The organism is Klebsiella sp. CN_Kp104 (assembly GCF_040064515.1).
Taxonomy (GTDB): Bacteria; Pseudomonadota; Gammaproteobacteria; order Enterobacterales; family Enterobacteriaceae; genus Klebsiella; species Klebsiella aerogenes.
Genome location: NZ_JBEAII010000023.1, coordinates 1 through 635 on the forward strand (window position 1 = coordinate 1; position 635 = coordinate 635).

The following is a 635-nucleotide window of genomic DNA, read 5'->3' on the forward strand; positions in this document are numbered from 1 at the left end:
ACGGCGGCGGCGGCGGCTTCTGCTGCGTGATGGTGCCAGATGTCTGGCGCCCGGGATTAACGGCAAAAATCACCTGGACCTCCGATCCTAACTCCTGGATGAAATCCAGCAATATGCCTGACAATTATTCGCAATACTATCAGCGCCATGGGCCAATTACCGTGCCGATTGAGCGCTGGGAAAAAGGCCAGGGATGTGGCTTTGATGTACATATTTTTCCCTGCGATAAGGTGCGGATAGTCCGTTCCTGCTACGGTCGTGCAGCCTCTGAATATCCGATACCCCCTGAGCCTGACGGAAATAAAAAAGCACAAAATATACTTTATAACCACATTAAGGAGAATATCGTATGTCCGACGCCGCAGACTCCACGCTGAATGCCCTGAATGCCCTGAATGCCCTGAATGCCCTGAATGCCCTGAAGGCGCTTATTGCGGCCTTCCAGACCGGTGCCACCCCGGTCGCGGTCAAAACGTCCACCGCAGAAGCGGCCAGCTTACCGCCAAAGTTTCCCGGGCCGGATGACAAAAAGCCCGCGGATAACTCCACGCAGCAGAAAACCGAATACAACGAGCGCGGGCGCCTGCCGGCGAGCAGAACGCAGACCGAAGGCAACTACGCCAGGCAGTACCTGG

Annotated in this window: 1 protein-coding gene and 1 pseudogene; both read left to right on the plus strand. The window is 55.7% G+C overall.

The window, feature by feature from the left end:
• On the plus strand, positions 1–377 hold a 377-nt coding region (locus ABLU80_RS13510; RefSeq protein ID WP_348850081.1), incomplete at its 5' end, for a DUF3304 domain-containing protein.
• Positions 350–635 (plus strand): annotated as a pseudogene (locus ABLU80_RS13515) (hypothetical protein); the annotation flags it as partial. The gene ABLU80_RS13510 and the pseudogene ABLU80_RS13515, both read left to right, overlap by 28 nt.